General features: G+C 66.4%; 25 protein-coding genes, 1 tRNA gene and 1 riboswitch. Of the genes, 10 read left to right on the top strand and 16 right to left on the bottom strand.

Translation table 11 applies throughout. The features are described 5' to 3' along the window. Position 1: 1 nt before the first annotated feature. Together K309_RS0105505 and K309_RS0105500 are read right to left on the bottom strand one after the other, a co-directional pair. Positions 2–820: an alpha/beta fold hydrolase gene (locus K309_RS0105505; RefSeq protein WP_029045482.1), complete on the bottom strand. Its 819-nt coding sequence runs from the start codon at positions 818–820 to the stop codon at positions 2–4. Beyond that, on the bottom strand, positions 817–1887 hold the full coding sequence (locus K309_RS0105500) for a 2,5-dihydroxypyridine 5,6-dioxygenase NicX family protein (RefSeq protein ID WP_029045481.1): 1071 nt from the start codon (positions 1885–1887) through the stop codon (positions 817–819). The genes K309_RS0105505 and K309_RS0105500 overlap by 4 nt, the downstream gene beginning before the upstream one ends. A gap of 154 nt (positions 1888–2041) precedes the next feature. Here K309_RS0105500 and K309_RS0105495 point away from each other — a divergent pair, with 154 nt between their 5' ends. Next, positions 2042–2602 carry a flavin reductase family protein gene (locus K309_RS0105495; RefSeq protein WP_029045480.1) on the top strand — a complete coding sequence of 187 codons (561 nt, stop codon included), beginning with the start codon at positions 2042–2044 and terminating at the stop codon, positions 2600–2602. Between the two features lie 15 nt (positions 2603–2617). Continuing rightward, positions 2618–3055, top strand: a complete 438-nt coding sequence (locus K309_RS0105490) for a MarR family winged helix-turn-helix transcriptional regulator (protein WP_029045479.1) — start codon at positions 2618–2620, stop codon at positions 3053–3055. On the opposite strand, the gene K309_RS0105485 is transcribed toward K309_RS0105490, so the two are convergent. Beyond that, the gene (locus K309_RS0105485) at positions 3052–3537 is read right to left on the bottom strand and encodes an Lrp/AsnC family transcriptional regulator (RefSeq protein ID WP_029045478.1); all 486 of its coding nucleotides are present in this window, start codon (positions 3535–3537) and stop codon (positions 3052–3054) included. The two genes, K309_RS0105490 and K309_RS0105485, sit on opposite strands and share 4 nt — an antisense overlap. Positions 3538–3684: 147 nt before the next feature. Between K309_RS0105485 and kynB the strand changes: the two genes are divergently transcribed. Genes kynB through kynA form a run of 3 tightly spaced genes read left to right on the top strand, consistent with a single transcriptional unit; the run spans position 3685 to position 6524 of the window. Further along, positions 3685–4335, top strand: coding sequence for an arylformamidase (kynB, locus tag K309_RS0105480; protein WP_029045477.1), 651 nt, complete (start codon positions 3685–3687; stop codon positions 4333–4335). Positions 4336–4368: 33 nt separating this feature from the next. Continuing rightward, positions 4369–5625: a kynureninase gene (gene kynU, locus K309_RS0105475; protein WP_029045476.1), complete on the top strand. Its 1257-nt coding sequence runs from the start codon at positions 4369–4371 to the stop codon at positions 5623–5625. Between the two features lie 14 nt (positions 5626–5639). Continuing rightward, positions 5640–6524 carry a tryptophan 2,3-dioxygenase gene (gene kynA / locus K309_RS0105470; RefSeq protein WP_029045475.1) on the top strand — a complete coding sequence of 295 codons (885 nt, stop codon included), beginning with the start codon at positions 5640–5642 and terminating at the stop codon, positions 6522–6524. Positions 6525–6624: 100 nt separating this feature from the next. Here kynA and K309_RS0105465 read toward each other — a convergent pair whose 3' ends face one another. After that, positions 6625–7434 carry an IclR family transcriptional regulator gene (locus K309_RS0105465; RefSeq protein ID WP_029045474.1) on the bottom strand — a complete coding sequence of 270 codons (810 nt, stop codon included), beginning with the start codon at positions 7432–7434 and terminating at the stop codon, positions 6625–6627. Between the two features lie 223 nt (positions 7435–7657). On the opposite strand from K309_RS0105465, the gene K309_RS0105460 reads away from it, so the two are divergent. Next, positions 7658–8851, top strand: a complete 1194-nt coding sequence (locus tag K309_RS0105460) for an acyl-CoA dehydrogenase (protein WP_029045473.1) — start codon at positions 7658–7660, stop codon at positions 8849–8851. Positions 8852–9030: 179 nt separating this feature from the next. Here the strand turns inward: K309_RS0105460 and K309_RS0105455 are convergent, their stop codons facing one another. Beyond that, positions 9031–9672, bottom strand: a complete 642-nt coding sequence (locus K309_RS0105455; RefSeq protein WP_029045472.1) for a peroxiredoxin — start codon at positions 9670–9672, stop codon at positions 9031–9033. Between the two features lie 251 nt (positions 9673–9923). Here K309_RS0105455 and K309_RS0105450 point away from each other — a divergent pair, with 251 nt between their 5' ends. The 3 genes from K309_RS0105450 (at position 9924) to K309_RS0105440 (ending at position 11312) form a co-directional block, all read left to right on the top strand. After that, positions 9924–10250 (top strand): ElaB/YgaM/YqjD family protein, encoded by a 327-nt coding sequence (locus K309_RS0105450; RefSeq protein ID WP_022536174.1) that lies wholly within the window; start codon positions 9924–9926, stop codon positions 10248–10250. A gap of 172 nt (positions 10251–10422) precedes the next feature. Beyond that, complete coding sequence (locus tag K309_RS0105445) at positions 10423–10803, top strand: phage holin family protein (protein WP_029045471.1); 381 nt, start codon at positions 10423–10425, stop codon at positions 10801–10803. Continuing rightward, positions 10800–11312, top strand: coding sequence for a DUF3318 domain-containing protein (locus K309_RS0105440; RefSeq protein ID WP_029045470.1), 513 nt, complete (start codon positions 10800–10802; stop codon positions 11310–11312). The genes K309_RS0105445 and K309_RS0105440 overlap by 4 nt, the downstream gene beginning before the upstream one ends. A gap of 16 nt (positions 11313–11328) precedes the next feature. Here K309_RS0105440 and K309_RS0105435 read toward each other — a convergent pair whose 3' ends face one another. The 11 genes from K309_RS0105435 to ybgC all read right to left on the bottom strand — a co-directional run bounded on the left by K309_RS0105435 (position 11329) and on the right by ybgC (position 20338). Then, positions 11329–12324, bottom strand: coding sequence for an EAL domain-containing protein (locus tag K309_RS0105435; RefSeq protein ID WP_029045469.1), 996 nt, complete (start codon positions 12322–12324; stop codon positions 11329–11331). Positions 12325–12623: 299 nt separating this feature from the next. Then, positions 12624–12699, bottom strand: a tRNA-Lys gene (locus K309_RS0105430). A 58-nt stretch (positions 12700–12757) separates the two neighbouring features. Beyond that, the gene (locus K309_RS0105425; protein ID WP_029045468.1) at positions 12758–13873 is read right to left on the bottom strand and encodes a YeeE/YedE family protein; all 1116 of its coding nucleotides are present in this window, start codon (positions 13871–13873) and stop codon (positions 12758–12760) included. 46 nt (positions 13874–13919) lie between these two features. Next, a complete protein-coding gene (gene queC / locus K309_RS0105420) occupies positions 13920–14603 on the bottom strand; it encodes a 7-cyano-7-deazaguanine synthase QueC (RefSeq protein WP_029045467.1) in 684 nt (227 codons plus the stop codon). A 126-nt stretch (positions 14604–14729) separates the two neighbouring features. Further along, positions 14730–15488, bottom strand: coding sequence for a tol-pal system protein YbgF (ybgF, locus tag K309_RS0105415; RefSeq protein ID WP_029045466.1), 759 nt, complete (start codon positions 15486–15488; stop codon positions 14730–14732). Positions 15489–15506: 18 nt separating this feature from the next. Further along, a complete protein-coding gene (gene pal / locus K309_RS0105410) occupies positions 15507–16013 on the bottom strand; it encodes a peptidoglycan-associated lipoprotein Pal (protein WP_029045465.1) in 507 nt (168 codons plus the stop codon). 15 nt (positions 16014–16028) lie between these two features. Then, positions 16029–17381, bottom strand: a complete 1353-nt coding sequence (tolB, locus tag K309_RS0105405) for a Tol-Pal system beta propeller repeat protein TolB (protein WP_029045464.1) — start codon at positions 17379–17381, stop codon at positions 16029–16031. A gap of 206 nt (positions 17382–17587) precedes the next feature. Continuing rightward, positions 17588–18676 (bottom strand): cell envelope integrity protein TolA, encoded by a 1089-nt coding sequence (gene tolA, locus K309_RS0105400; RefSeq protein WP_051320348.1) that lies wholly within the window; start codon positions 18674–18676, stop codon positions 17588–17590. Between the two features lie 70 nt (positions 18677–18746). After that, a complete protein-coding gene (gene tolR / locus K309_RS0105395; RefSeq protein WP_029045462.1) occupies positions 18747–19190 on the bottom strand; it encodes a protein TolR in 444 nt (147 codons plus the stop codon). A gap of 63 nt (positions 19191–19253) precedes the next feature. Continuing rightward, positions 19254–19937, bottom strand: coding sequence for a protein TolQ (gene tolQ, locus K309_RS0105390; protein WP_029045461.1), 684 nt, complete (start codon positions 19935–19937; stop codon positions 19254–19256). Beyond that, the gene (gene ybgC, locus K309_RS0105385; RefSeq protein WP_029045460.1) at positions 19934–20338 is read right to left on the bottom strand and encodes a tol-pal system-associated acyl-CoA thioesterase; all 405 of its coding nucleotides are present in this window, start codon (positions 20336–20338) and stop codon (positions 19934–19936) included. Before ybgC ends, tolQ begins: the two co-directional genes overlap by 4 nt. A 154-nt stretch (positions 20339–20492) precedes the next feature. Continuing rightward, a riboswitch (ZMP/ZTP riboswitch) is annotated at positions 20493–20594 on the top strand. 133 nt (positions 20595–20727) lie between these two features. Here ybgC and glyA point away from each other — a divergent pair. Then, entirely contained in the window at positions 20728–21975 is a 1248-nt protein-coding gene (gene glyA / locus K309_RS0105380; RefSeq protein WP_029045459.1) for a serine hydroxymethyltransferase, read from the top strand. Positions 21976–22074 lie beyond the last annotated feature (99 nt).

Below are 22074 nucleotides of genomic sequence, written 5' to 3'. Positions count from 1 at the left end.
GTCAGCGCACCGGGAAATGCCGTTGGAGGAAAGCGAGTACGGGAGCGTTGAAGGCCGCCGGCCGCTCCATGCAGGCCAGGTGGCCGACATCGGGCAGGCAGTGGTATTCGGCGCCGGGGATGCGCTGCGCCATGCGCTGCATCACTTCCGGCGAGGCGTTGGTGTCGTGCTGGCCGGCCAGCGCGAGCACCGGCACGACGATGCGCGCAAGCGTGTCGCGCTGGTTGAAGCGCACCAGCGCACCCAGCGCGGCGCGGTAGGCGGGCGCGGGCACGGCAGCCATCACCGCGGTGGCGAACGCCACGGCGGGCGCATCGGCATCCGGCGCGACCATGGTGCGCACCAGCCCTGCCGCCATCTCGGCCATGCTCTTGCCGGCATCCAGCGGCGCGGTGCGCGCGGCGACGAACTCGCGCTGCCACGGCCCGTCGCCCTTGCCGAACGCGGGCGAGGTGCCCGACAGCACCATGCCGTCGACCAAGGCCGGCATGGCGGCATACGCCTGCTGCGCCACCATGCCGCCCATGCTGTGGCCGAGCAGCACCACGCGCCGGCCGGCATCGCGCTCGGCCTGTAACAGCGGCGCCAGCGCGCGTGCCAGGCCGTCGAAGTCATAGGGATCGATCATGGCGCTGTCGCCATAGCCGGGCATGTCCCACGCCAGCGCGAGGTAGCCCGCCTGCGCCAGCGCTTCGCCCTGCGCCGGCCACGCGGCCTTGCCGCCGCCGATGCCGTGCAGCATCACCACCGCCACCGGGCCGTCGCCCCACGCCAGCGTGGCGATGCCATTGGGGTGCTTATGGAGGGTGGGCACGCTCATGCCGGCACCTCCACCAGCTGGCCTGCCTCGACTTCATTGCGGCCATCGAGCGAAACCGTGCAGTTGCGCAGCGGCAAATCGAAATGGCCCAGCGTATGGCGGCCCGCCACCTCGTTGGCGCCCGTGGAGAACAGGAAGTTGCCGCCGAATGCGCGCAGCTCGGTGCCGTTGCAGTCGCGCTTGTCGTAGAAGGCGAGCGCGTCCCAGCGCGCCGCCCGGTTCAGGCCCCAGCCGACGTGCGAGACCGCGTAGGCGTCGCGCGTGCCCTCGCGGTCGGCCCAGGCCTGGTAATAGCCGCGCATCATGTCGGCGTCGACGCCCTGCCCTTCCACGGCGACGACGTAGTCATCCTCGATATGGCAGACCACGGTGTCGCGCAGGTAAGTCTTGAAGGTCAGGTTGACGTCGCCCGGTGCCAGCACCAGCGTGCCGTTGACCTGGCGGCTGGCCGGGAACGCCAGGCACAGGCCACCCGGCCAGTGCGAGACCTGCCCCGGCTTGTTGCAGAAGCCCCAGACGCCACCCACGCGGGCGTCGGCCAGGCCGATACGCAGCTCGGTGCCGGCCGCGGAATGCACGCGCATTTCCTTCGCGCCGCGCAGACGCTTCATCGCGGCGCGCACGGTGCCTTCCAGCGCGGGGTCGGGCTGGCAGCGCTCCAGGATCTCCGGGTGTTCGTTGCTGACCATCAGCATGCGCGGCACGACGCCGTCGGCGCCGCGCAGGATCAGCGGCAGCTCGGGCGCGTGCAGCAGGCCTTCGACGGTGCAGTCGAGCACCAGGTGGCAGCGGGACAGCGCGGCGACGACCGGCGCGAGATTTTGCAGGGCATCGCTGGCGCCGGTCGAACGTACCGGGGCGGGGGCACTGAGTGCCGGTGTCGGCACCTGGATCCGCACCGGCGTGGCACCCAGCGAGTGCACCGCCAATTCGGCCAAGGCCACGTTGACAGGGCGGGATTGCGACTCCGTTACAATTCCAACGACTTCCGCGCCTTGCAGGGCACAGAGTTCCAGAGTGCGCCGGAACGCCGCCAGCCAGCGGTGTTCGATCTGCTCGATGAGCATGTCTTGTCTCCTGCTTGTTATCGTGGCGGCATGCGCCGCGCTGTTTTTTGCGCCTCGACCGACACCCGCCGCAGGGCGGCGTGTCAGCGGACTTGGTTGAAGTCCCTGGCGCGAATAATATATATGAAATTTCATGAACTCCAGTGGAGCCCCCATGGGCATGCCTGAGGCCCAGCCACGGATCGCCAGCGTCGCCGCCGCACCGGACTTCGATACGCAGCATTTCCGCCGCACGCTGTCACAGTTCGCGACCGGCGTGACGGTCATCACCACGCGTGCCAGCGCCGAATCGGTCGCGGCCGGCGCGCCGCCGTTTATTGGCATCACCGCCAGTTCGTTCAACTCGGTGTCGCTGGATCCGCCGCTGGTGCTGTGGAGCATGGCCACGCGGGCGAACAGCCTGCCGATGTTCCGCGACGGCACCCACTACATCATCAATGTGCTGTCGGCATCGCAACTGGACCTGTGCCAGCGCTTCGCCACGCTGAAGGGCGACCGCTTCGCAGGCGTCGACTACCGGCTGTCGGCCACCGGCCTGCCGATCCTGGCCAACGCGCTGGCATGGTTCGAATGCCATAACCGCAGCCGCTACGACGAGGGCGACCATGTGATCTTCGTCGGCGAGGTGGAGCGCTGCGGCGTGCTCGAAGGCCCGAACGGCCCGCTGGTGTTCCAGGGCGGGCAGTTTTCCACCACCAGTCCGCTCGAACCCTGAGCGCGCGGCTCCATCATGGCGGACCAGCCTTTCGTCGATGGCTACCTGGCCTACCTGCTGGCCCGCGCCAGCCATCTGATTTCCGGCGAATTCCACCGCGAGGTCGAAGCCCGCGGCCTGTCCGTGCCGGAATGGCGCGTGCTGGCAACACTGGCCGACCGCGCCGACTGCACCATCGGCGCGCTGGCCGAAATCACCCTGACCAAGCAGCCCACGCTGACCAAGCTGGTCGACCGCATGGCCGCCGAGGGGCTGGTCAGGCGCACCGCCGGCACCACCGACCGCCGCCATGCGCTGATCTCGATCACGCCGCACGGGCTGGCGCTGGCCCGGCCGCTGCTGGAACGCGCCGCGCAGCATGAGCGCGCGGTGCTGAACGATTTCGGGCCCGAGCAAGGGGCACAGCTCAAGGAAACGTTGCGGCAGCTGATCTCGCTGCACACGCAGCGTTAGGCCTCTTCCCCCGCCGCCTTCAGGATCGCCAGCGGCGAACTGTCGGTCTTGATCCTCTGCAGCACGATGTTCGAGCGGATATCCATCACGCCCTTGGTGCGGTACAGCCGGTTCACGATGAAGTCCGAGTAGTGCTTCAGGTTGCGCGCCTGCACGCGCAGGATGTAGTTGCTGTCGCCCGTGATGATGTAGGCCGACAGCACTTCGGGCCACGACTGCACCGCGGCGATAAAGGTGTCGTGCCAGCCCTCCACGTCATGGCGCATGGACACCTGCACGATGGCCTCCAGCTCCAGCCCGAGTTGCTCGGCATCGAACCAGGCGCGGTAGCCGCCGATCACCCCTGACTCTTCCAGCAGCCGCACGCGGCGCAGGCATGCCGAAGGCGACAGCGCCACCCGGTCGGCCAGGTCCTGGTTGCTGATGCGGCCATTCTCCTGCAGGCAGGCGAGGATGCGTAGATCGATGGGATCGAGGGTCATTCGAATTTCCTGCGATGTTTCTACAGATATTCGCATTTTATGCGAAAGATGGCCGATCTGACGGCTCATTTCGCAAGCCTCTTCCCGGGGATTTTGTCTAATATGCCGACATCGAGGCAGACACAAACGGCACCGCCGCCCCCTTCCATGACCGCCCCCAGACAAGACCCGCGCCGGCTGTGGGACATCAGCCCGTCGCTGTCCCCGGCCACCCCGGTGTGGCCCGGCGACACCCCGTTCCAGCAAGTGCCCGCGTGGCAGATGGACGAACACTGCCCGGTGAATGTCGGCCGCATTACCCTGTCGCCGCACACCGGCGCCCACGCCGACGCGCCGCTGCACTACGCCGCTGATGGCGCGCCGATCGGCGACGTGCCGCTGGCGCCATACCTCGGCCCCTGCAGGGTAGTCCACTGCATCGGCGCATCTCCGGTGGTGGAGCCGCGCCATGTTGAACACGCCCTGCAGGACCTGCCGCCGCGCGTGCTGCTGCGTACCTACCAGCAATCGCCGCTGGCGCAATGGGATCCTGATTTCTGTGCCGTCGCCGCCGACACGATCGCGCTGCTCGCAGCGCACGGCGTGCAGCTGGTCGGCATCGACACGCCTTCGCTCGATCCGCAGGAATCCAAGACCATGGACGCGCACAAGGCCGTGCGCCGGCATGGGCTGGCGATCCTGGAAGGCATCGTGCTGGATGACGTCGCCGAAGGCGACTATGAGCTGATCGCGCTGCCGCTGCGCTTTGCCGGGCTCGATGCCAGCCCGGTGCGCGCCGTGCTGCGCAGCCTGTACTGAACGCTTCAAAGATTCACATAGCCACTACAAGACATGACAACCATTGACCGCGAGCACTGTCTGCAGCTCGACCAGCAAGACCCCCTGCGCCCCCTGCGCGACCAGTTCGCCCTGCCCGAGGGCGTGATCTATCTCGACGGCAACTCGCTCGGCGCGCGCCCGCGCGCCGCCGCCGCGCGTGCCGCCCAGGTGGTGGCCGAGGAATGGGGCGATGGCCTGATCCGCAGCTGGAACACCGCCGGCTGGTTCGAACTGCCGCAGCGGCTGGGCAACAAGCTCGCCCCGCTGGTCGGCGCCGGCGAGAATGAAGTCGTGGTGACGGACACCACCTCGATCAACCTGTTCAAGGTGCTGGCCGCCGCGCTGCGCGTGCAGCAGACGCGCGACCCGGCGCGCAAGGTGATCGTGTCCGAAGCCAGCAACTTCCCGACCGACCTCTACATCGCACAGGGCCTGGCCGACCTGCTGCAGCAGGGCTACTCGCTGCGCCTGGTCAACTCGCCCGCCGAGATCGACGCCGCCGTCGGCGCCGATACCGCGGTGCTGATGCTGACGCACGTCAACTACCAGAGCGGCGAGATGCTCGACATGGCCGCGCTGACCGAACTGGCCCATGCCCGCGGCGCGCTGACCGTCTGGGACCTGTGCCACTCCGCCGGCGCCGTGCCGGTCAACCTGAAGGCGTCCGGCGCCGACTACGCCATCGGCTGCACCTACAAGTACCTGAACGGCGGCCCGGGCTCGCCCGCGTTCGTGTGGGTCGCGCCGGCGCTGCGCGATGCGTTCTGGCAGCCGCTGTCGGGCTGGTGGGGCCACGCCGCGCCGTTCGCGATGGAACCGCAGTACCGACCGGTCGAAGGCGTGCGCCGCTTCCTGTGCGGCACGCAGCCGGTCACCTCGCTGGCGATGGTCGAGTGCGGGCTGGATGTGTTTGCGCAGACCAGCATGGCGGCACTGCGCGCCAAGTCGCTGCAGCTGACCGACCTCTTCATCCAGCTGGTGGAAGCGCGCTGCGGCCACCATCCGCTGACGCTGGTCACGCCGCGCGAGCACGCGCGCCGCGGCAGCCAGGTGAGCTGGGAACATCCGGAAGGCTATGCCGTGGTGCAGGCGCTGATCGAGCGCGGCGTCATCGGCGACTACCGCGAGCCGCGCATCGCGCGCTTCGGCTTCACGCCGCTGTACACCAGCTTCACCGAAGTCTGGGATGCTGTGGAAATCCTGCGCGATGTGCTGGACAGCGGCGCGTATCGCGATGCGCGCTTCCAGGTGCGCGGCCAGGTGACCTGATCGGGAGTTGCATCATGAGTGAAATCAAGGGATGCCCGTTCTCGGGCGCGGCGAGCGCATCGCAAACGGCATCGCAGGGTGATGGCTGGCATGGCGCGCAGATGGATTTCGCCAGGGACATGAGCTATGGCGATTATCTGGGCCTGGACCAGATCCTGAGCGCGCAGCACCCGCTGTCGCCGGACCATAACGAGATGCTGTTTATCGTGCAGCACCAGACCACCGAGCTGTGGATGAAGCTGATGCTGCATGAGCTGCGCGCCGCGCGCGAGTCGGTCAAGACCGACAGCCTGCCGCCCGCGTTCAAGATGCTGACGCGCGTGTCGCGCATCATGGACCAGCTGGTGCAGGCGTGGAACGTGCTGGCGACGATGACGCCGCCGGAGTATTCGGCGATGCGGCCTTACCTGGGGATGTCGTCTGGCTTCCAGTCGTACCAGTACCGGGAGATCGAATTCATCCTCGGCAACAAGAATGCGGCCATGCTGAAGCCGCATGCGCACCGGGCCGAGCACCTGGCGCTGGTGGAGACTGCTCTGAAAACGCCGTCGCTTTATGATGAAGCGATCCGGCTGATGGCGCGGCGTGGTTTTGCCATCGATGCAGACTGCGTCGAGCGCGACTGGACCCAGCCTACTGCCTACAACGCTTCGGTTGAGGCGGCCTGGCTTGAGGTCTATCGCAATCCTTCCGCGCACTGGGAGCTGTATGAACTTGGCGAGAAGTTCGTCGACCTGGAGGATTCGTTCCGGCAATGGCGGTTCCGGCATGTGACTACGGTTGAACGCGTAATCGGCTTCAAGCGTGGCACTGGCGGCACCGAGGGTGTCAGCTATTTGCGGAAGATGCTGGATGTGGTGTTGTTTCCGGAGCTCTGGAAGCTCAGGACGGATCTTTGATCCCTGGCGCCCCGCATTCCGGGATAGCGGCGTCCTAAGGCCCCGGGCCGGGCATTCACCAAATGCCCGGCCGCAAGGCAAAGACACCAACGGGAAGCCTCTAAACTCCGTCCGACAACCTGCCGGCCAAGGCCACCAGCGCCGGCGCCAGCGTCCGGTGGAAAACCTCTTCCTCCACCGCCCCATAAGAAGCGCTGCAACTCAGCATATGCAGATCCTTCTCCCCAACGGGCCGGAACGCCACCGCGCAAGCATGGATAGCGGGATGCCAATCCCGGAATGAGGACGCATAGCCCCGCTGCTGCGCATCGGCCAGCGCCACCCGCGTCGGCCCTTCCTGCTGTTTCCACTGCTCCGGAAATGCCTGGCTGAATTCAGCGAGTACCCGATCCCGCCGCGCCGGCGGCAGGGCCGCCAGATACGCCCGTCCCATCGAACTGGACACCAGCGACAGCCGCGATCCCACCCCCAGCCCCAGCATTACGCCAGCGTCGTTACGGATCGACTCGAGATAAATCACCTCCATCCGCTCACGCTTGCCAAGCGACACCGACACGCCGTACGACTGCGCGAACGCCAGCATATGCGGCCGCGCCAGCGCCACCACGTCGGACGCCGACAGGTACGCATACCCCAGCGCCAGCACGCCCGCATCGAGCGCGTACTTGCCCAGGCTGTCGTCATAGCGCAGGTAACCCAACTGCACCAGCGTGCCGGCCAGCCGGCTGACAGTGGCTTTGGGAAAGCCAGTGCGGCGCACGAAATCCTGGTTGCCCAACATCGCCTCGCCAGTACGGAAGCAACGCAGCAGCTCCAGCCCGCGCGCCAGCGCGGTGACGAAATTGGGATCGCTCTCACGTACCGGTGTGTCCGGTGTCGGGGCGTCGTTCGAAAGTGACGGACTGTTCAAGATGTGCTCCTCTCTGGTCGGCGGTTGTCCGCTCATCGCACAAGGCATCGGTGGCTTGGGGTTTTGCCTGTTGCGCGGCAAAGCCTTTGCGATATACTAATTCAACGGAACACAGTTCCGCAATGCGGAACCGAAAATCCTCCGCCAACGATCACCGAACCACACTCTGGAAGCACCCGCGCAAGTCGCCCCCGCTTCCGCCGCGCCACCGAAGGAGACCTGCATGGCTGCCAATGCCGAATTCCACTGGGCCGATCCCCTGCTGCTCGACCAGCAACTGACCGCCGACGAACGCGCCGTCCGTGACGCCTCCGCGGCGTACTGCCAGGACAAGCTGATGCCGCGCGTGCTGCAGTCGTTCCGCAACGAGAAGACTGACGTCGAGATCTTCCGCGAGATGGGCGAACTCGGCCTGCTCGGCCCCACCATCCCCGAGCAATACGGCGGCCCCGGCCTGAACTACGTCAGCTACGGCCTGATCGCCCGTGAAGTGGAGCGCGTCGATTCGGGCTACCGCTCGATGATGAGCGTGCAGTCGTCGCTGGTGATGGTGCCGATCTATGAATTCGGCACTGAAGCGCAGAAGCAGAAGTACCTGCCCAAGCTGGCCTCTGGCGAGTGGATCGGCTGTTTTGGCCTGACCGAGCCGAACCATGGCTCCGACCCGGGCTCGATGGTCACGCGCGCCAAGAAGGTCGACGGCGGCTATGAGCTGACCGGCGCCAAGATGTGGATCACCAACTCGCCGATCGCCGACGTGTTCGTGGTATGGGCCAAGCTGGCGGGCGAAGACGGCAAGGAAGACATCCGCGGCTTCATCCTCGAAAAGGGCTGGAAGGGCCTGAGCGCCCCGGCCATCCACGGCAAGGTTGGCCTGCGTACGTCGATCACCGGCGAAATCGTCCTCGATCAGGTCTTCGTGCCGGAAGAGAACATCATGCCGGGCGTGAAGGGCCTGAAGGGCCCGTTCACCTGCCTGAACTCGGCCCGCTACGGCATCGCCTGGGGCGCGCTGGGCGCCGCCGAGTTCTGCTGGCACACCGCCCGCCAGTACACGCTGGACCGCAAGCAGTTCGGCCGCCCGCTGGCCCAGACGCAGCTGGTGCAGAAAAAGCTGGCCGACATGCAGACCGAGATCACGCTGGGCCTGCAAGGCTGCCTGCGCCTGGGCCGCATGAAGGACGAAGGCACCGCCGCGGTGGAAATCACCTCGATCATGAAGCGCAACTCGTGCGGCAAGTCGCTGGACATCGCCCGCGTGGCCCGCGACATGCTCGGCGGCAACGGCATCTCGGATGAATTCGGCGTGATCCGCCACGTGGTGAACCTGGAAGTGGTCAACACCTACGAAGGCACGCACGACATCCACGCGCTGATCCTGGGCCGCGCCCAGACCGGCCTCCAGGCATTCTTCTGAAGCCTCCGGAACCACGCCGGAACCACGCCCTTACGGACAGGAACTCCTGAAATGAAAAATGCCCGGCTGCGAAGCCGGGCCAAGCACACTACCAAGGAGACGACGAGGCTGCCCCCGTCGACAAAACACCTGTTCCGGACGCCGGCCCCGCAGTATGCGGGGCCGCGTTCATTTGGCCGTCATGCCTTGTCGGGTTGCGGCGTCAGCCGCAGGTACGGCCGCACGGCCGTGTAGCCCTTCGGGAATTTCTCGCGGATCACGGCCTCGTCCTTCAGCGAGGGCACGATCACCACGTCGTCGCCGTCCTGCCAGTTGCCGGGCGTGGCCACGCTATGGCTGTCGGTCAGCTGCAGGGAGTCGATGACGCGCAGGATCTCGTTGAAGTTGCGCCCCGTGCTGGCCGGGTAGGTGATGATCAGTCGCACCTTCTTCTTCGGATCGATGATGAACAGCGAGCGCACCGTCAGGGTCTCGCTGGCGTTCGGATGGATCATGTCGTACAGCTGCGAGACCTTGCGGTCGCCGTCGGCCAGGATCGGGAAACTGACCGTGGTCGACTGGGTCTCGTTGATGTCGCGGATCCAGCCGTGGTGCGATTCCACGCCATCGACCGACAGCGCGATCGCCTTGACGCCGCGGCGCGCGAACTCGTCCTTCAGCTTTGCCGTCAGGCCCAGTTCGGTGGTGCACACCGGCGTGTAGTCGGCCGGGTGCGAGAACAGCACGCCCCAGCCGTCGCCGAGCCACTCGTGGAAGCGGATGCGGCCTTCGCTCGAATCCTGCTCGAAGTCCGGGGCGATATCGCCGAGACGCAATGCCATGTTCAGATCTCCTGATTTCGAAGTGGAACCACAGTATCCCGATTGATATCCAACCCAAACGAATATAAAGTCACTACAAAATCACTCGTAGTCATATAGACATTTTCTGACAGTCTTTTCGCGCGCTTTCGGGCATGCTGGCAATGGCCTCGCCGATACCGGCGTTGAGGCGCGTGGCCTTGAAACCACCGTGGCTCGCCACATATGCTAAGTATCAGACAGACAATGCCGTTAGCCTCGGAGCGTAGAAAATGTCAGAATCCGCACAAACCGAACCAACCGCCCGCAAACAGGAGAAACTGATGAGCGATGTCAAGACCGTACTGTCCGACGCCGAGGAGCTGCTGAAGCAAGCCGCTTCGACCACCGGCGAAAAAGCCGCCGAACTGCGCGAGCGCGGCATGGGTCTGCTCAAGCAAGCCAAGGAAAAGGCCCAGGACCTGCAGGATGCCGTCGTGACCAAGAGCAAGGCAGCCGCTCGCGCCACCGACGACTACGTGCATGACCACCCTTGGCGCGCCGTGGGCGTGGCGGCCGGCGTGGGCCTGCTGGTCGGTCTGCTGCTGAACCGCAAGTAAGCGGCTGAAGTCCGGGTGCGGCGCCAGTTGCCGCACCAGAGCGGCAACCCGGGCGAGGCGCGGGTTGCCAGAGGCCCGGGGGCCCGCACAGCGGCGCCCGGCCCCGTCCGCAGAATGGCACGCCCGGCCAGGCCGGCGTGCCGCTTTCACGCCGGAGCCGCCGAGCGAATCCATGAGCGAACCCACCCCCTCTCCCAAATTGCTGGAATCCGTGCGCAACCTCCTCAACTCGGTGGTTGCCATGGTCCAGACCCGCCTGGAACTCGCCAGCGTCGAATTCGCCGAGGAACGCACGCGCCTGATGAAGGTCGCGCTGCTGGCCTGCTTCGGGCTGGTGTTCTTCGGCATCGCGCTGGTCACCTTTACCGCGCTCGTCACCATCCTGTTCTGGAACAGCTACGGCTGGCAGGCGCTGGGCGTGCTGGTGATCGTCTACCTGCTGCTGTGCGCCGGCTGCCTGGCGTACGCGCGCAACCTGGTGCGTAACGCCCCGCCGATGTTCGAGGCCACGCTCGCCGAAATCGACAAAGACCGGGAGATCCTGCGCCGATGACCACCCTGGAACCCGAAGAAGGCGCGAACGAGCGCAACCGCCGCGAGCACACACGGCCCGTCCGCTTCACGCAGGAAGTCCGTTTGCCGCTGGAGGTGCGCAAGGAACTGCTGCTCACGCGCGCGGCGCTGGAACGCCACGACTGCCTGCAGGCGCTGCACCAGGTACGCGGCGGCGCGCGCCGGCTGGGAAATTTTGCCAGCTGGCTGCCGCGCATCGCGCGGCCCGGCTCGCTGATGAAAGTGGCGGGCATCACCAAGGACTACCCGCTGCTGAGCACCGCCGTCACGCTGGCGCTGCCGCTGCTCCGGCGCACGCCGGTGCTGCGCTGGACTTGGAAGCTGTCCAAGGTCGGCCTGGCGGCCGGCGCGGCGTACTGGGTCTACAACACCTGGCGTGACGCCAAGCGGCAGGCGATTCCGCCTGCCACCGCGCCGGACACCACGGCTTCCCCCTCGCCGGGCGCGGCTGCGGCCGACACCGGCTTCCGCGACCCGCTCGTTCCCTGAGGCTCGCGCTTGCGCCTCAGCCCGTCCGCGCCGCCGCGGATGGCACCATCGCGGCAAGCCCGCACGGGGCGAACGGCTGCGGCGGCCCGATATGAAAGCCCTGCACCAGGTCGACGCACAGTTCGCGTAGCCGCTCGAGCATGGCCTCGCTCTCGACGAATTCGGCGATGGTCTTCTTGGCCATGGCATGGCCGATGCGCTGGATCACCTCTACCATCACCAGGTTGACCGGGTCGGCCAGCATGTCGCGCACGAAGCTGCCGTCGATCTTCAGGTAGGCCGCCGGCAAGTGCTTCAGGTACGCGAACGACGACATGCCAGCGCCAAAGTCGTCCAGCGCGAAACTGCAGCCGAGCCGCTGCAGCTGCCGGATGAATGATCCCGCCTGGGCGAGGTTGGCGATCGCCGCCGTTTCCGTGATCTCGAAGCAGATGCCGTCCAGCGCGATGCCGGCGCGCTGCGCCTGCTCGCGCACGAACTCGGGGAACTGGATATCCGCCAGCGACGAGCCAGACAGGTTGATGGCACAGGTGGCAATCTCCCCCTGGCGGCCCGCCAGCGCGCGGAAGGCGGTCTCGACCACCCAGCGGTCGATCATCGGCATCAGGTTGTAGCGCTCGCACGCCGGCACGAAAGCCATCGGCGGCACCAGCCGGCCGCGCTCATCAAGCATGCGCAGCAGCAGTTCGATATGGCGGCCCCCTGGGCTCGCGGCGGCATCCGGCTGCGCCGGCACGATCTCTTGTGCATACAGGCAGAAACGCCCAGCGGCGGCCAGATAAGCGGTGAAATCCGCGGGATTGCGGTCTTCGCCGTAGCGCAGCAGATGCAGCACCGCATTCTTCTGGCCCTTGGACCACTGGCTCTCGCCGGCGACGAAGGCACGCGCGGCCGACAACAGGTCAAGGCTGGCGATGCTGAACAACGCCAGCGCGACCACAACCGGAACGAACGGCCAGATGATGCGCAGCACGTGGCCACTGGCCGGTGACGATTCACCTGCTTGCCGCATATGGAATCCTGCCAGGTGGTGGCCCGGCTCAATTCATCTGTGTCTCCCGCCGCGCCTGCCATGCCAGGTCCGCTGCTCATTCTCATGTGGATAAGACAACAAGTCTCTAACTCGATCTGGTTAAACCAATGATTTCGCGGGCTTTTGCGCTGGAATCCGCACGCTGGCGGCTGCGGCGGCATCGCCTGGGGTGTGCGCAACGCGAGGAGACGGAGACCGCATCCCTTGGAGGATGCGTTTTGCGACCTGAAAACGACGAAGGCCTGCGCATTGCGCAGGCCTTCGTGTACTTCGAATGCTGGTGGGTCGTGCGTGACTCGAACACGCGACCAACGGATTAAAAGTCCGCTGCTCTACCGACTGAGCTAACGACCCGAAAAAACAGAACCGCGATTATAGTGACACAGCATCCGGACTGTCAAGCGTTCGCCATTCACACCATGCGTTCCAACCGCCACATTTGGTAGCGGAACGCCAGCACTGCACCCAGAAGGATGCCGGCCAGCGCGATAAAGGACCCGATTGCCAGCGTCGACACGCCTGACAGCCCCTGCCCCACCGTGCAGCCCAGCGCGGTCACGCCGCCCGCCCCCATCAGGATACCGCCGACCATATGATTGGCCACGTCCTCGGCATTGCCGAAGCCTTCCCAGCGGAACGTGCGCGTGGCCAGCGCATAGACCGCCGCGCCGGCGATCACGCCGAACACGCTGACGATGCCGATGGTCAGCACCTTGCTCTTGTCGCTGAACATCATCAGCCAGTCGAGCGTATAGGCGTACGGCGCGACGAAGCTCAGGCTTTCCATGCGGCCCGAGTTGGTCGACATGAACAGTTCTTCGAGCGTGTTCGGATCCTCGGCGACGTAGCCCAGGTGGCCGGATACGTACCACATCGCCACGATGATCAGTCCGACGCCGATGCCGCCGAGCAGGTTGTCGAACGAGCGGAAGCCGCGGCCCGCCAGCGCCCACACCACCAGCACGCCGCCGAGCAGCAGCCCGAGACCGAGCTGCAGCACGCCGCGCCCCATGCACGTGCCCTGCGCCAGTATCGACGGCAGGTCCTGCGTGGTTGGCAGCGTGACCGCCACCGCGTCGACGGTGTTGACGCGTACCACGCCGAACAGGCCACGCAGCGTCATGTAGGCAGACAGCCCCAGGAACACGAACACCACCAGCGACTTCAGGTTGCCCGCGCCGATGCGCACCAGCGTCTTGCTGCCGCATCCCGATGCCAGCACCATGCCGAAGCCGAACATCAGCCCGCCCGCCAGCGCCGACAGCCATCCCAGCTTGCTGGCGGCGTAGATGGTCTTGGTCGGATCGACTGCGCCGGTCCAGGCCAGCACGCCGGTGCCGATCATGGCCACGCCGATGGCCAGGCCCCACATGCGCGCGCGGGTCCAGTCGCCCATGTTGACCACGTCGGAGACTGCGCCCATGGTGCAGAAGTGCGTGCGCTGCAGGACAGCGCCGAACAGGAAGGTCAGGACGAACGTGCTCAGCAGCACAGTGCGCGAGAGCGCGGCAAGGTCGATTTCAGGCATGTCGTTGGGAGGGGGACGGCTTCTGCCGGCGTTCAGTTCGGGATGTTCAGGCGGCGCCCTGGTAGCGGGTCGGATCGGGCACGCCTGCGGCTTCGAAGCCTGCGCGGCGGATCCGGCACGAGTCGCACACGCCGCAGGCGCGGCCGTCGTCGTCGGCCTGATAGCACGACACTGTCAGGCTGTAGTCGACGCCCAGGCCGATGCCGGCGCGGATGATCTCGGCCTTGGTCATGTCGATGATGGGCGCGTGTATGCGGAAGCGGTCACCCTCGACGCCCGCCTTGGTGGCGAGGTTCGCCAGGGTTTCGTAGGCGGCGACGTACTCGGGCCGGCAATCGGGGTAGCCGGAGTAGTCCACCGCATTGGCGCCGAAGAAGAGGTCGCGACCACCCACGGCCTCGGCCCAGCCGAGCGCCAGCGACAGCATGATGGTGTTGCGCGCCGGCACGTAAGTGACGGGGATGCCGCCGGTGGTGCCGTCGGTGGGCACTTCCAGCGCGTCGTCGGTCAGCGCCGACCCGCCGAAGCGGCGCAGGTCGAGGTCGACGATTTCGTGGCGGGTGGCGCCCAGCGCCGCAGCCACGCGCTTCGCGGCCTCCAGTTCAGAAGAGTGGCGCTGGCCATAGCGCATCGACAGCGCATAGGTCTCGAAACCCTGGGCGCGGGCCATGGCAAGTACGGTGGCGGAGTCGAGTCCGCCGGAAAGCAGGACGATGGCGCGTTTGGTCATGGTGCGGGAGGCGCACCGGGGCGGCGCGCAAGAACATTCAGGCGAATCGCATATTCTAGCGCGACAAACGAGAAAGACCCGCCGAAGCGGGCCTTGCAGCAGCGGGCGGCGCGCCGCCGCCGACGCTTACTTCAGCGTCTTGAGCCGGTTGCTCGCCGCCTGTGCGCCTTCGGTGCCAGGATACTTGGCCACCACCTGCTCCAGCGTCTTGCGCGCGGCCGCCTTCTGGCCGGACTCGAGCTGGTTGTTGGCAATGGCGATCATCGCGTCCGGCACCTTGGGGTGCGTCGGGCTGGCGTTGACCATGTTCTGCAGCACGAAGGTGGACCCCTTGTAGTCGCGCTGCGCATACAGCGAGTTGCCGAGCCAGTACTGCGCCAGCGGCAGGTACGGGCTCTGCGGGTACTTCTTGACGAACGCCGAGAACGAATTCCCTGCGCTCTTGAAGTCGCCCGCCTGGAACTGCTTGAGCGCGGCGTCATATTCGGGCTTTTCGCCCGGCTGCGACACGCCTTCGCGGCCTTCGACCGTGACCTGTTGCGGCTCGAATTTCTTCAGGCGCGCATCGAGGTCGGCGTAGTAGTCTTTCTGCTGCTTCTGCAGCGTGTCCACCGTGTTCTGCAGCACTTCGTTCTGGCCGCGCAGCCGCGCCACTTCCTGGCGCATGCCCTCGAGCTGGTTCTGCATGTCGAGCGTGGTGCGGCTGTTCTGCTCGATGCGCTGCGTGGCGGTCGCCTGGAAACCGTTGAACTGGTCGCGCAGGCCGATAACCGCCTTGCGGGCCTCGTCATCGTCGAACACACCGGCCTGCGCCTGCGTGAGCGGGAGCATGCCGCCGCCGGCGACGGCGGCAAGCCACAACAGGGTGGATACGCGTGCTTTCATGGAGGGTCAGTCCGCAGATCAGTAGTTGATGTCCGCGCGGCGGTTTTCCGCCCACGAGGCTTCATCGTGGCCGGTGGCCTTGGGCTTTTCCTTGCCCAGGCTCACGGCTTCCATCTGGCCGTCGGGCACGCCCATCGAGGCCAGCGAACGGCGCACGGCTTCGGCGCGCTTCTGGCCCAGCGCCAGGTTGTACTCGCTGGTGCCACGCTCGTCGGTGTTGCCCTGGATCAGGATCTTGCGGCCCTTGTTGCCGCCCAGGTACTTCGCGTGCTCGGTCAGCATGCCCTGGTAGTCGGACTTGACGGTGTAGCTGTCGAAGTCGAAGTACACGCTGCGCTTGGCCAGCGGGCTGTTCGGGTCGTTCAACGGATCGGCAGCGGTCACCGGCGTGACGGCGCGCGGGTCCGCACCCGTGCCGGCCTTGCCGGCGCCGTTGGCGGTGTCGTCCAGCTTGACGCCGGAGCTGCAGGCGCCCAGGGCCAGCAGTGCGGCGACGGCAAGGGTTTTGCTCATCAGTTGGGGCATGGTGAATGACTCCTGTTATTGCATGAAAGGACCCCAGGACGGCTCGCGAACATCGCCGGACTGGAGGGACAGAACCTGCCGGGTACGCCCGTCAGTGGACACCGCCGCCAGCACCGCGCGACCGCCCACGCGGGTGGCATAGAGAATGTACTTGCCGTTGGCGGCGAAGCTCGGGGCCTCGTCGTTGGCCGTATCCGTCAGCGACGTCACGTCGCCGTTGCTCAGGTCCTGCAGTTGCAGCTTGAAGCCGCCCGCGCGCGAGATGTACGCCAGGTACTTGCCGTCCGGCGAGACGCGCGGGCTCACGTTGTAGCTGCCCTTGAAGGTGACACGCTGTGCCGCGCCGGCTTCTTCGCCGCCGGCGGGCATGCGATAGACCTGCGGCGCACCGCCGCGGTCGCTGGTGAAGTAGATGCTGCGGCCATCGGGCGAGTACTGCGGCTCGGTGTCGATGGCGCTGCTGCGCGACAGGCGGCGGATGCCCGAACCGTCGGCGTTCACCTGGTAGATCTGGGTATTGCCGTCGCGCGACAGCGCCAGCGCCAGGCGCTGGCCGTCAGGCGACCACGACGGCGCGCTGTTGTTGCCCTTCTGGTTCGACACCAGCGTGCGCTTGCCGCTGGCGAGATCGTGCACGTACACGACCGGCTTCTTGGCTTCGAACGAGACATAGGCCACGCGGCGGCCGTCCGGCGACCACGACGGCGAGATGATCGGCTCGTTGCTGGTCAGCGCCACCTGCGAGTTCTGGCCATCCGAGTCCGAGATCAGCAGCTGGTATTTGCCGCCTACCTTGGACACGTACGACAGGCGCGTGGCAAACACGCCGCGCTCGCCCAGCAGCTTTTCATAGATGTAGTCGGCGATCTTGTGCGCGGTCACGCGCAGCTGGGCCTGGTTGACGGTGAAGGCCAGCCCGCCCAGGCTCTGGCCCTTGACCGTGTCGTACAGGCGGAAACGCACCTCGTACTGGCCGCCGCCGGCCGGGGTCACGCTGCCGGCGACGAAGGCGTCGGCGCCGCGCGACTTCCAGCTGCCCAGGTCGACATTGGCGGATTCCGCCACCGTGGCGCCGCCCGGGTCGACATTGCGCAGGCGGCCGCTGCGCGCCAGGTCGGCACGGATGATCGCGGTCAGGTTTTGCGGGGCCTGGGCCTCGCCCTGGAAATTGGCGGTAGCGACCGGGATCTGGCTGGAGCCGACCCCGGAGATTTCAACGTTGAGCTGCGCGTGCGCGGCGCCGGCGGCCACGGTCAGTGCCGCGGCCAGCCACGCCATCAGCGCGCGGCGTCCCGCCCGGCGGGCGGCTCGTTGGTTTGCATTGTGCCGCCTCTCGGACAGCCAGTTGGGGGCCCAAAGCTTTCGCATGCTGCTCCTCAGTCGATTTCAAGATTCGTCGGGCACGGCAGGAATCAGGCAGACGGCAACACGGGCAGGACCGCGCATGGCGCATCCCCGTTGTGCGTGCGGTCTGCACACTGCCGGCTGCGTCAGGCAACCTGCCATCGTAGCGTTGGGACTAAAAGCCGGCGATGAAGGTTGCATTATGTTGCAAATCATGGCGTGCCGGTCACTCAGTCCTTCGGCCGGAAGGTGATAGTAAAGCTGGCCGGCGCCTTGCCGTCCTCGTCGCGCGGCAGCGGGTCAGAACGCTCGACCGCGCGCAGCACGGCGTTGTCCCACGCCGAATTGCCGCTGGACTTGGACAGCCGCGCGGACATCAGCGAGCCGTCCGGTGCCAGTCGCACCGATACCACCGCGCTCGGATTGCCTGGCACGTCTTCCGTGAACACGATGTTCGGCTTCACCCGGCGGCGCACGCGGTCGGCATAGCCCGGCGACGCCTTGCCGCCGCCACCGGCGCCCGCGCCGGTCGTGCTGCCCACGCCGCCGCCGCCGGCGCCGCCACCGGCCAGCGCCTGCAGGCGCGCCAGCTCGCTCTTGCGCTGTGCATTGGCAGCCGCCTCCGACTGCGCCTTGGCCTTGGCATCGGCCTGTGCCTTGGCCTTCGCCTCGGCCTGGGCCTTCGCCTTGGCGTCGGCCTGCGCCTTGGCCTTGGCGTCGGCGGCTTCCTTGCGCTCGCGCTCCGCCTGTTCCTTGCGGTCCTGCTCCTGCTGCGCGGCCTTTTTCTTCGCGTCTTCCTTGCGCTGCGCTTCCTTGCGTTCAGCTTCCTTGCGCTCGGCCACTTTGCGTTCGGCCTCTTTCCGCTCGGCTTCCTTGCGCGCCTCTTCCTTGCGGGCCTCTTCCTTCCGGGCCTCTTCCTTGCGGGCCTCTTCCTTGCGCGCGACCTCCTTGCGGGCCGCTTCCTTGCGCTCGGCTTCCTCGCGCGCAGCGGCCTCGGCCTGGCGCTTCTTCTTCTCGAGCGCGATGTCGGCGTCTTCCTCGACCTTGCTCTTCACCTGCGGCGCCGGCGGCGCGGGCACGGGGCGCGGCTGCACCACCGGCTCGGGCTCGGGCTCGCGCGGCGTCGGTGGCGGCGCGGTGGCGGCGGGAATCTCTTCCCACAGCTCGGCCTCGGCGCCGACCGGCGTGCTGCTCTGCCAGTGCACGCCGTAATACAGCACGATGCCCAGCAGCAGGTGCATGACGAGCGCGAGCGTGAAGGAACGCATGGTTCCCCGCTCTTTCACCGGCTGGTAGGGATAGGCGGCGACGGTATTCATCGGGCGCAACGGCAATCGCAAAGGCTGTCAGTCGGGCGCATCAATGCGGCTTCTATACGGGTTCAACGCGTCAGGAAGTCTTGGACTTGACCATCAGGCCCACGCGCTTGATGCCGTCGGCCTTCAGGACCGACATGACATCGAGCACGGCTTCATACTTCACCGAACGGTCGGCGGCGATCACCACCGGCTGGTCCGGGTTCTCGTTCTGGCGCTGGTGCACGAAATCGAGCAGGCCCTGCTTATCGAGCTTGCGCTCGAAGGCATTGCCGGCGTTGTCCTTGCCGCGCGCGGTCAGGTCGCCGTTCTCGTGCACGGTGACGACGATCGGCGGCGCCTTCTGCTGCGGCGTGGCGTTGGCCACGGTGGGCAAGTCCACGGTGGCGGGGCTCACGATCGGCGCTGCCACCATGAAGATGACCAGCAGCACGAGCATGACATCGATATATGGCACGACATTGATGTCGGCGCTTGCCCGGCGGCGCGAACCGCCGCGGCGCTGAATGGCTGCCATTGCAGGACTCCTGGAAACGACGGGAGCCCGGGCGGTCACCCGGACTGCCTGTCTTGGATTCGGTTAGCGGGTCTGCCGTTGCAGGATGTTCAGGAACTCTTCCATGAAGCTTTCGAAACGGATCGCGAGGCGGTCGATTTCGGTGGCATAGCGGTTATAGGCGATCACCGCCGGGATCGCCGCGAACAGGCCGATCGCAGTGGCCACCAGCGCCTCGGCAATGCCGGGGGCCACCGATGCCAGCGTGGCCTGCTGCACATTTGACAGGCCGCGGAATGCGTTCATGATCCCCCACACCGTGCCGAACAGGCCGATATACGGGCTGACCGAGCCCACCGAGGCCAGGAACGGCAGGTGCGACTCGAGCACATCCATCTCGCGCTGGTAGGCGGCGCGCATGGCGCGGCGGGCCGCGTCGAGCAGCGCGCCGGAATCGTTGCCGCGCTCGCGCGCCTTCAGGAACTCGCCCATGCCGGATTCGAAGATCCGCTCGAGCGCGCCGGTGTTGTGGCGGTTGTTGACGGCACTGTTATATAGCGCCTGCAGGTCGCCGCCAGCCCAGAAGTCGCGCTCGAACCCCTCTGTCTGGGTGCGCGCCGAGCGCAGCGCCAGGTGCTTGCGGAAGATATAGGTCCACGAAAACAGCGACATGACGAGCAACAGCGCCATGACGGCCTGTGCCAGCAGGCTGGCGTGGAGCACCAGCGTTACGATCGACATGTCTTGCGTGACGGTCACGGGATTCATCGGGCGGACTTGATGGTAGCTAGGACGGGGGCGGGAATCGGGGCGGGACGGAAAGTGCTTCGATCGACACATCCGACGCGGATGGCGCCGGATGCAAGCATCAGCTCGTCACGCCAGGCTTCCTGCGTGAACTGGACCGAGGCCGGGCCGACCCGGTCGATGCGCGTTCGGATCTCGAGCTGGTCATCGAGGCGGGCGGGCGCATTGTAGTCCACCGCCGTGCTACGGACGATGAAGACCACGCCGGCCTCGTCGGCCAGCGCCTGCTGCTCGATACCGAGCGAACGCAGCCACTCGGTGCGGGCCCGTTCGAAGAACTTGAGGTAGTTGGCGTAGAACACTACGCCACCCGCGTCGGTGTCTTCCCAGTACACCCGCAGGGTCCAGACAAAGTTTGTCATGGCCGCGATTGTAACGGAGAGCGAACGCGGTTTCGTGTAAACCCGCGGTACGAGTTTGCAACAGCAAGTTGCTGGCCAGCCCTTGACCAGCCTTGGCTGGCGGGTTGACGGCTTGCGGCGGGCGCACTCTACGCGCTACACTGCGCGCAACCATTCCACCTTGCGCGACTGGCGAAGTCAGTGGGCACTACCACGAGGAAGCGCAAGTTCTCTGGCGTGTCGTTTCACACGCCTGCCGCTCGCCTGGGCAGCGAATGGGAAGCAGGGTGCGCCCTGCGCCGACGGCTGCAAAGTGCCGCCAGCGCCGGTCGCCGCTAGCCTTCCCCGCGCGCCCTAACCGATGCTCCCGATGCTTGAATCGGATTCCCTTTTTTCAGACGAGTCTCGCCATGTTCGAACGCAGCCGTTTCACGATCGACCAGATCGACCCTGAGGTCTTTGCCGCCATCCAGAAGGAAAACCAGCGGCAGGAAGACCACATCGAGCTGATCGCCTCCGAAAACTACACCTCGCCGGCCGTGATGGCCGCGCAGGGTTCGCAACTGACCAACAAGTACGCCGAGGGCTATCCCGGCAAGCGCTACTACGGTGGCTGCGAGTTTGTCGACATGGTCGAGCAGCTCGCCATCGACCGCGTCAAGCAGCTGTTCGGCGCCGAGGCCGCCAACGTGCAGCCCAATTCGGGTTCGCAGGCCAACCAGGGCGTGTACTTCGCCGTGCTCAAGCCGGGCGACACCATCATGGGCATGAGCCTGGCCGAAGGCGGCCACCTGACCCACGGCATGGCGCTGAACATGAGCGGCAAGTGGTTCAACGTGGTCAGCTATGGCCTGAACGCGCAGGAAGACATCGACTACGACGCGCTGGAAAAGCTGGCGCAAGAGAAAAAGCCCAAGCTGATCATCGCCGGCGCCTCGGCCTTCGCGCTGCGCATCGACTTCGAGCGCATCAGCCGCGTCGCCAAGTCGATCGGTGCCTATTTCATGGTCGACATGGCCCACTACGCCGGCCTGATCGCCGCTGGTGTCTACCCGAACCCGGTGCCGCACGCCGACTTTGTCACCACCACCACGCACAAGAGCCTGCGCGGCCCGCGCGGCGGCGTGATCCTGATGAAGGCCGAGCATGAGAAGGCCATCAACTCGGCGATCTTCCCTGGCATCCAGGGCGGCCCGCTGATGCACGTGATCGCCGGCAAGGCGGTGGCGTTCAAGGAAGCGCTGACGCCCGAGTTCAAGGAATACCAGCAGCAAGTGGTGAAGAACGCCGCCGTGCTGGCCGAGACCCTGATCGCGCGCGGCCTGCGCATCGTCTCGGGCCGCACCGAAAGCCACGTGATGCTGGTCGACCTGCGCGCCAAGAACATCACCGGCAAGGACGCCGAGCGCATCCTGGGCGAGGCGCACATCACCGTCAACAAGAACGCCATCCCGAACGATCCGGAAAAGCCGTTCGTGACCTCGGGCATCCGCCTGGGCTCGCCGGCCATGACCACCCGCGGCTTCAAGGAAGAAGAAGCGCGCATCGTCGGCAACCTGATCGCCGACGTGCTGGAGAACCCGCACGACGCCGCCAACATCGCCAGCGTGCGCGAGCAGGTGGCTGCCCTGACCAAGCGTTTCCCGGTCTACGGCTGATGCTTCCAGGCCACCCGCGAGGGTGGCCGGCAGCCCCGCAAGCCGCGCCCTGTCACATGACACAGGCGGTCCGGCTTGCGGGCCTCGCCAACCCGCCCC

This window comes from Cupriavidus phytohabitans (genome assembly GCF_000426345.1).
In the GTDB taxonomy this organism is placed as follows: Bacteria; Pseudomonadota; Gammaproteobacteria; order Burkholderiales; family Burkholderiaceae; genus Cupriavidus.
The sequence above is the reverse complement of the archived record's forward strand: the minus strand, read 5'-3'. Positions and strand labels throughout refer to the sequence as shown.

What these genes read in the sequence shown, in the direction of transcription:
- K309_RS0105460 (WP_029045473.1), top strand. Translation starts at nt 7,658, where the DNA reads ATGGCTGCCAATGCCGAATTCCACTGGGCCGATCCCCTGCTGCTCGAC.
- K309_RS0105495 (WP_029045480.1), top strand. Translation starts at nt 2,042, where the DNA reads ATGGGCATGCCTGAGGCCCAGCCACGGATCGCCAGCGTCGCCGCCGCA.
- queC (WP_029045467.1), bottom strand. Translation starts at nt 14,603, where the DNA reads ATGACCAAACGCGCCATCGTCCTGCTTTCCGGCGGACTCGACTCCGCC.
- K309_RS0105440 (WP_029045470.1), top strand. Translation starts at nt 10,800, where the DNA reads ATGACCACCCTGGAACCCGAAGAAGGCGCGAACGAGCGCAACCGCCGC.
- K309_RS0105445 (WP_029045471.1), top strand. Translation starts at nt 10,423, where the DNA reads ATGAGCGAACCCACCCCCTCTCCCAAATTGCTGGAATCCGTGCGCAAC.
- K309_RS0105450 (WP_022536174.1), top strand. Translation starts at nt 9,924, where the DNA reads ATGTCAGAATCCGCACAAACCGAACCAACCGCCCGCAAACAGGAGAAA.
- K309_RS0105500 (WP_029045481.1), bottom strand. Translation starts at nt 1,887, where the DNA reads ATGCTCATCGAGCAGATCGAACACCGCTGGCTGGCGGCGTTCCGGCGC.
- kynB (WP_029045477.1), top strand. Translation starts at nt 3,685, where the DNA reads ATGACCGCCCCCAGACAAGACCCGCGCCGGCTGTGGGACATCAGCCCG.
- glyA (WP_029045459.1), top strand. Translation starts at nt 20,728, where the DNA reads ATGTTCGAACGCAGCCGTTTCACGATCGACCAGATCGACCCTGAGGTC.
- K309_RS0105490 (WP_029045479.1), top strand. Translation starts at nt 2,618, where the DNA reads ATGGCGGACCAGCCTTTCGTCGATGGCTACCTGGCCTACCTGCTGGCC.
- kynA (WP_029045475.1), top strand. Translation starts at nt 5,640, where the DNA reads ATGAGTGAAATCAAGGGATGCCCGTTCTCGGGCGCGGCGAGCGCATCG.
- tolQ (WP_029045461.1), bottom strand. Translation starts at nt 19,937, where the DNA reads ATGAATCCCGTGACCGTCACGCAAGACATGTCGATCGTAACGCTGGTG.
- K309_RS0105425 (WP_029045468.1), bottom strand. Translation starts at nt 13,873, where the DNA reads ATGCCTGAAATCGACCTTGCCGCGCTCTCGCGCACTGTGCTGCTGAGC.
- tolR (WP_029045462.1), bottom strand. Translation starts at nt 19,190, where the DNA reads ATGGCAGCCATTCAGCGCCGCGGCGGTTCGCGCCGCCGGGCAAGCGCC.
- pal (WP_029045465.1), bottom strand. Translation starts at nt 16,013, where the DNA reads ATGCCCCAACTGATGAGCAAAACCCTTGCCGTCGCCGCACTGCTGGCC.
- K309_RS0105505 (WP_029045482.1), bottom strand. Translation starts at nt 820, where the DNA reads ATGAGCGTGCCCACCCTCCATAAGCACCCCAATGGCATCGCCACGCTG.
- ybgF (WP_029045466.1), bottom strand. Translation starts at nt 15,488, where the DNA reads ATGAAAGCACGCGTATCCACCCTGTTGTGGCTTGCCGCCGTCGCCGGC.
- kynU (WP_029045476.1), top strand. Translation starts at nt 4,369, where the DNA reads ATGACAACCATTGACCGCGAGCACTGTCTGCAGCTCGACCAGCAAGAC.
- K309_RS0105435 (WP_029045469.1), bottom strand. Translation starts at nt 12,324, where the DNA reads ATGCGGCAAGCAGGTGAATCGTCACCGGCCAGTGGCCACGTGCTGCGC.
- ybgC (WP_029045460.1), bottom strand. Translation starts at nt 20,338, where the DNA reads ATGACAAACTTTGTCTGGACCCTGCGGGTGTACTGGGAAGACACCGAC.
- tolB (WP_029045464.1), bottom strand. Translation starts at nt 17,381, where the DNA reads ATGCGAAAGCTTTGGGCCCCCAACTGGCTGTCCGAGAGGCGGCACAAT.
- K309_RS0105455 (WP_029045472.1), bottom strand. Translation starts at nt 9,672, where the DNA reads ATGGCATTGCGTCTCGGCGATATCGCCCCGGACTTCGAGCAGGATTCG.
- K309_RS0105485 (WP_029045478.1), bottom strand. Translation starts at nt 3,537, where the DNA reads ATGACCCTCGATCCCATCGATCTACGCATCCTCGCCTGCCTGCAGGAG.
- tolA (WP_051320348.1), bottom strand. Translation starts at nt 18,676, where the DNA reads ATGAATACCGTCGCCGCCTATCCCTACCAGCCGGTGAAAGAGCGGGGA.